2 protein-coding genes are annotated in these 7142 nt (G+C 72.1%); both read right to left on the reverse strand.

Features of this window, described 5'->3' with window-relative positions:
- Positions 1 to 1412, reverse strand: a 1412-nt coding sequence (locus NBW77_RS21265) for a type I polyketide synthase (protein WP_284346976.1), incomplete at its 3' end; no start/stop codon positions are given.
- 48 nt (positions 1413 to 1460) lie between these two features.
- On the reverse strand, positions 1461 to 7016 hold the full coding sequence (locus NBW77_RS21270) for an SDR family NAD(P)-dependent oxidoreductase (RefSeq protein ID WP_250280222.1): 5556 nt from the start codon (positions 7014 to 7016) through the stop codon (positions 1461 to 1463).
- Positions 7017 to 7142: the final 126 nt, after the last annotated feature.

The following is a 7142-nucleotide window of genomic DNA, read 5'->3' on the forward strand; positions in this document are numbered from 1 at the left end:
GTACCCGAATCCGAATCACGCCCCTCGCGGTTCTCGACCTCAGGCGCCTCCTCGATAATCACGTGCGCGTTCGTGCCGCTCGCGCCGAACGACGACACGCCAGCCCGACGCGGCCGACCGGCACGCACCCACGGCCGCGCCTCAACCGCCACCTCGACCGCACCCGACGACCAGTCCACCGCAGGCGTGAGATTGTCGGCGTGCAGGGTCGCCGGGATCGTCCCGTTGCGCAGCGCCAGCACCATCTTCATCACGCCACCCACACCGGCGGCGGCCTGCGTGTGGCCGATGTTCGACTTCAACGATCCGAGAAAAACCCGGCCGCTGTCGCGGCGGCCGTAGGTAGCCAGCACCGCCTGCACCTCGATCGGATCCCCCAGCCGGGTCCCGGTACCATGGCCTTCCACCACGTCGACGTCGTCGACGGACAGGTTTCCGGCCGCCAACGCTTCCCGGATCACCCGCTGTTGCGCACGACCGTTAGGTGCTGTCAACCCATTCGACGCACCATCCTGATTCACCGCCGAACCCCGCACCACCGCCAACACCCGCCGACCCGCCCGCCGAGCATCCGACAACCGCTCCAGCAGCAGAACACCGACCCCCTCACCCCAGCCGGTGCCATCCGCAGCCTCGCCGTAGGCCTTGCAACGGCCATCCGGCGACAACCCACGCTGCCGACTGAACTCCAGAAACTCGCCAGGACGCGACATCACGGAGGCGCCCCCGACCAGTGCCAGCGAGCACTCGCCCGACCGCAGCGCCCGCACCCCAAGGTGCAGCGCGACCAGTGAGGACGAACAGGCGGTGTCGATCGTGATAGCCGGTCCCGCCAGTCCGAACACGTACGCGATCCGCCCTGAAAGGAAGCTCGCGGTATTGCCGGCGAGCAGGTATCCCTCGAAACCTTCCGGGGCGTCGTGCATGGCCAGGTAGTCCTGGTTGGTGAAGCCGATGAAAACACCGGTCCGACTGCCCCGCAGCCACTTTCGGTCTATTCCAGCTCGTTCAATGGCCTCCCACGACGTCTCCAGCAACAACCGCTGCTGCGGATCCATCGCCAACGCCTCACGCGGCGAGACGCCGAAGAACTCGGCGTCGAACTCCGCCGCGTCGTAGAGAAATCCCCCCTCACGCACGTAGCTCGTCCCGGGACGCTCCGGGTCGGGGTCATAAAGGGCAGCCAGATTCCAGCCGCGATCCGTCGGAAACCCCGAGATCGCGTCCCGGCCCTCCGACACCAGACGCCACAGTTCCTCTGGCGTGCTGGCGCCTCCCGGATAGCGGCAGGCCATTCCGACAATGGCGATCGGATCAACCGCCTCCAGCTCATGCAGCCGGCGGCGCATACGCTCGTTTTCCCGGAGAGAGGCGCGCAACGCTGCCACTATCTCGTCAGTCGACACGGCCATCGTGACCCCTTCGCATCGCAGTCCGGCGGACCGGAGATGTCGGCTGATTCAGTCGTCTCCTAGCGCCCTTCGGACCAGGTCGTCGACGCCCATGGAGTCGATCTCGGGCCGCTGCCCGTCGCCGTCCCCGCCGTCCCCGCCGTCCCCGCCATGCGCGCCACCGGAACCGCCGGCGTCGCCGTTCCTGCCGGCGAGCCGGCGCAGGGTGTCCAACAGGCCCGCGTCCCGGAAGCGCGCGGGAGGAATAGCGGCCACCAGCGACGTCACCTCGTCGTCGGCGCCTGCGACGGGTTCGCGCCCGTTGACGACGGACCGCGTCTCGACCTCGAGGAGATCCATCCGGTCCAGCAACGCGCGATCGGCGGAGTACTCGGGCAGCGGCAACCGCTCGCGCAGGAACTCGGCGAGCTCCAGCGGCGTCGGATAATCGAAGACGAGCGTCGCCGGCAGCCGCTGTCCACTGAGCGAGACCAAGCGGTTGCGCAGCTCGACGGCAGTCAGCGAGTCGAAGCCGATCTCCCTGAAGGCCCGGTCACGGTCGACCGCGTCGGGATCGGCGTGCCCGAGAACCGCCGCGACCTCGAAGACCACCAGGTCGATGAGAGTGCGCCGCCTCTCCACCTCGGTCATGGGCGTGAGGCGGTCGACGAGGGACAGGGATGTCGTCCTGTCGGCCCCGCCCGCGCCGTCCACCGCGTCACCCGCAACGCCCGCCCGTCGCGAAGCGGGCCGCGCCAGACCCCGCGGCAGTGGGGAGGACCCGAACGGACCGCGGCGGACAACCGCGACGTCCAGTCGGGTCGGGACGACGACGGGCTCGGCGACGCCGTCCGCCGCGTCGAACAGCGCCATGCCGTCCTCCGCCGACAGCGGCAGCAGGCCCGAGCGGGCCATCCTGCGCAGGTCGGCTTCGACGAGGTGGCTGGTCATGCCACTGGCCTCACCCCACAGGCCCCATGCCAGGGAGAGTGCGGGCAGGCCCAGCGTCCGTCGGTGCCAGGCGAGCGCATCGAGGAAGGCGTTCGCCGCCGCGTAGTTCGCCTGACCGGCCGCGCCGAGCAGGCCGGCGACGGACGAGTAGAGCACAAACGCTGCAAGGTCGGCGTCCCGGGTCAGCTCGTGGAGGTTGTAGGCGGCGTCGATCTTGGGCCGGAGGACGACGACGAGCTGCTCGGGCGTCATCGTCGCGACGACCCCGTCGTCCAACACGCCGGCTGTGTGGATCACGGCGGTGAGCGGGTGGCACGCCGGGACGGTGTCCAGCAGCGCCGCGAGCGCGCGGCGGTCGGCCACGTCGCAGGCCGCGACGGTCACCTCGGCTCCGAGGCCGACGAGCTCGTCTCGCAGCCGCGCGGCGCCGGGCGCGTCGAGCCCGCGACGCGATACCAGCAGCAGGTGACGCGCGCCGTGCGCGGTGACGAGATGCCGAGTGGCGAGCGTGCCGAGCGTGCCCGTGGCGCCCGTGATCAGAACCGTGCCGTCCGGGTCCGGCGTGCGCGGCACCGTGAGCGCGATCTTGCCGACACCGCGCGCCTGTGACAGGTACCGGAAGGCCTCCGGCGCCCGGCGGACGTCCCACGACGTCAGCGGCAGGGGCGTCAGCACGCCCCGCTCGAACAGGTCGAGGACGACTGCCAGGATCTCCTGGAGACGCTCTGGAACGGCGCCCGAGGGGACGCTGCCGTCGGCGGCGCGATCAGTCCGAGCCAGCGCTACCAGGTCGTAGACCTGGTAGCGCACGCCCGGATGAGCAGCCGCCACCTCGGCGTGGTCGCGGATGTCCGTCTTGCCCATTTCCAGGAACTGGCCGTTCGGCGCGAGCAGGCCCAGCGACGCGTCGATGAACTCGTCGGCGAGGGAGTTAAGCACGACGTCCACGCCCCGGCCGCCGGTCGCGGCCCGGAACCGTTCGGCGAAGTCGAGGGTGCGCGAGCTGGCGATGTGGTCGTCGTCCAGGCCGAGTACGCGCAAGGTGCCCCATTTGGACGGACTGGCCGTGCCGAAGACCTCCGCGCCGAGGTGGCAGGCGATCTGGACGGCGGCAATACCGACGCCTCCTGCCGCCGCGTGGATCAGGACCCTGTCGCCTGGCCCGACCGCGCCGAGGTCGACGAGGCCGTAGTACGCGGTGAGGAACACGACCGGAACGGTGGCCGCCTGGGCGAAGGTCCACCCGTCCGGCACGCGGGCGAGCAACCGCCGGTCGGCGACGGCGGTGGGCCCGAACGCGCCTGGGAAGTAGCCCATCACCCGGTCGCCCGGCCGCAGGTCCGTCACGCCTGGACCGGCCTCGACAACGACGCCCGCGCCTTCCGCGCCCATGATGGCGTTGTCCTGGGTCACCATTCCCAACGTGATCAGCACGTCGCGGAAGTTCAGCCCGCCGGCCCGCACCGAGACCCGGACCTGCCCGGCGGCCAGCGGCGCCCGTACCTCCGGGGCAGGCACGAAGGCAAGGTTGCCCAACGTCCCCGGCTCTGTGACGACGAGTCGATAGTCCGGGTCGTCGACCATCGGAAGCGGCGCGTCGCCCCGTCCGACGCGACCGAGGCGAGGCACGAACAACTCGCCGGCGCGCACCGCGAGCTCCGGCTCGTCGGCGGCGAGTGCCGTGGCGACAGCCCTCACCAGCGTTTCCTCGACGTCGCCGGCCGCGGAACTGTCGAGGTCGACGAGCAGGAAACGGCCGGGGTTCTCCGTCCGCGCCGCCCGGACCAGACCCCAGACTCCCGCCCGCGCCAGATCGACGGCGCGCTGTCCGGGCAGCGCGACCGCGTCACGGGTGACGACGACGAGGCGAGACGCGGTGAGGCGCTCATCCGCGAGCCACCGCTGGACCGCGGCGAGCGCGCGACAGGCGGCGGCGTGCGCGGACCGCGCGACGTCGGCCGACGGCTGCGGCGAGCCGCCCCCGTCGTCAGCCCGCGCGTCCTCGTCAGCCCGCGCGATGGTGTCCGGCCATCCGTCCATGCCCTCCGTCGCGACGGCAAGCACCGCGACCTCCGGCACGTCAACGGCGCCACGACCGATCGCGTCCAGGAACGCGTCGACGTCCGGCCAGAGCCCTGACCAGCGGTTCCCCTCGCCTCCGGCGAGACGACCGGCGCCGATGAGCGCCCATCTCGCGGGCGTGCCCTCCCGCGGCGGCACGGCTGTCCAGTGGACACGGAACAGCGCCTCCCGCGCCACGCCGCCGGCGGCGGCGCGGAGGGCTTCCTCGGACACCGGCCGCAGCGTCAACTCGTCGGCAACGGCGACGAGCGCGCCGGACGGGTCTGCGACGACGAGCGAGGCGCTCGCCGACCCGTCACGCGTCGTGCCTGGGGCAAGCCGCGCGCGGACGGTGGACGCGCCCGAGGCGCGGATCGTCACCCCGGACCAGGCGAACGGCAGTCCGACCTCGCCGTCGGTACGTACCACTCCGAGCAGGAGGGTGTGGAGGGCAGCGTCGAGCAGCGCGGGATGCAGGAGGAACCGACCCGCGTCGGACCGCTGGTCCCCGCCGAGCACGACGTCGGCGAAGATCACCCCGTCGCGCGTCCACGCCCGCCGCAGTCCCTGGAACGCGGCGCCGTAGCCGTAGCCGCGCGCGGCGAGTCGGTCGTAGACGCCGTCGAGGTCGACCGCGCTCGCCCCGGGTGGCGGCCACACGCCTGCGAGATCGGCCACCCCCTCGGGCGGGCCGCCGGTCGCCCGGGCGCCCGCGACCGCGGTGGCGTCGGCATCCTCCGCGGTGTCGACGAGGACGCCGGTGGCGTGCTCCGTCCAGGCTCCTTCGGCGCCGAATCCGTCGCCGGTCGCCGATCCGTCACCCGGCGCGTCTTCGGGCCGGGAGTGGATGGTCAGCTCGCGCCGGCCGTCGGGTCCGGGCTGGCTGACGGACACCTGAAGCCGCACCGCTCCCTGGGGCGGAATGACGATCGGCACGGTGAGCGTGAGCTGCTCGACGAGATCGCAGCCAACCTGGTCGCCCGCGCGGACGGCCAGTTCGACGAAGGCCGTGCCGGGCAGCATGACCGTGCCGAACACGCGATGATCGGCGAGCCACGGGTGAGTCCGGAGCGACACTCGTCCCGTCAGGATGACGCCGTCGCCTCCGGCGAGCTCCAACGCCGCGCCAAGTATCGGATGGTCCGCGGCGCTCAGGCCGGCGGCGGCGACGTCGGCCGTCCCGGACCCGTGCGTCAGCCAGAAGTGGCGGTGCTGGAAGGAATAGGTCGGGACGTCGATGCGGCGTGCTCCGGTTCCCACGAAGCTCGCCGCCCAGTCCACCGGGACGCCGAACACGAAGACCTTCGCGATCGAAGCGAGGAGCTGGTCGAGACCGCCCTGGTCGCGCCGCAGCGATCCGACGACCAGTACCTCGCCGTCGCGGGCCACGCCACCCTCAGCGGCCGCCTTTGTCGCCACGTTCGTCGTGGCGCCCTCGGCGACGCGGACGTGGTCGGCCTCCAAGGGCGCTGATTCCGAGACCGACTCCGACCAGGCCTCGACCGTCTCGCTGATTCCGACAGCGAGGACCGGGTGGGGACTCATCTCGACGAACACGCGATGTCCCTCGTCGAGCAGGCCGCGGACCGCGTCGGACAGGCGCACCGTCTCACGAAGATTGCGGTACCAGTAGCCGGCGTCGAGCTCGTTGGTGTCGATCCAGCCCCCCGTGATCGTCGAGAAGAAGGGCACCGACGACGCGACCGGCGCGATCGGGCCGAGCAGCGTGGTGACCGTCTCCTGTAGGGGCTCGACGTGCGCCGAATGGCCGGCGCAGGAGGCGCCGATCACACGGGCGTCGACCCGCTCGGCGAGCAGTTCGGCGCGCAGCTCCTCCAGCGCCGGCGTATCACCGGAGACGACCGTCGACGACGGGCCGTTGACCGCCGCGACCGACAGGCGCCCGGACCACGACGCCTCCAGCCGCTGGACGACCGCGTCAAGCGGCAGCGGGACGGACATCATGCCGCCCTGCCCGACGATCTCCAGCAGCACCTTGCTCCGCAGCGCGATGATCCGCGCGGCGTCGGCCAGGGACAGCGCTCCCGCGACGTACGCGGCGGCGACCTCGCCCTGCGAGTGGCCGACGACCGCCGCCGGCTCGACGCCGTACGACCGCCACATCGCGGCCAGCGAGACCATCACGGCGAACAGGACCGGCTGGACGACGTCGATCCGGTCGAGCGTGGGCGCCCCGGCCACGCCGCACAGCACATCGGTCAGCGACCAGTCGACGTACGCGGACAGCTCCCGCTCGCACTCGGCCATGGCGGCCGCGAACACGGGCGCGGTCTCCAACAACTCGGTCGCCATGCCCTCCCACTGGGCGCCCTGACCGGGGAAGACGAAGACGACGGACGGCCGTTCGGTGGCCGCGACGCCCTCGACGACGGTCGGCGTCGGCCGTCCCGACGCCAGCGGCTCGAGATCCGAGCGAAGACCGTCGATGTCCCTGGCGAGCAGCACCGCCCGGTTCTCGAACACCGCCCGCGTGGTGGCGAGCGAGAAGCCGAGGTCGGCGAGGCGAACGCCGTCGTCCGCGTCGAGGAACGCCCGCAGCCGCTCGGCCTGCGCTCGCGGCGACGCGGCTCGGGCGGACAGCACCACGGGCATCACGCGTCCCGAGGCGCCATCGACGTCACCGGCCACACCGGACGCGCCGGACCCGCCGGGTTCACCGGACGCAGGCCTCGTGCCGCCGGCGGCCTGGGAGGCGTCCTTGGCGGGAGGCGCCTCGAC

It is taken from the genome of Frankia sp. Cppng1_Ct_nod (genome assembly GCF_920656135.1).
Lineage (GTDB): Bacteria > Actinomycetota > Actinomycetes > Frankiales > Frankiaceae > Protofrankia > Protofrankia meridionalis.

Coding starts and splice junctions, on each gene's coding strand:
- NBW77_RS21270 (WP_250280222.1), bottom strand. CDS start 7,016: ATGCCCGTGGTGCTGTCCGCCCGAGCCGCGTCGCCGCGAGCGCAGGCC.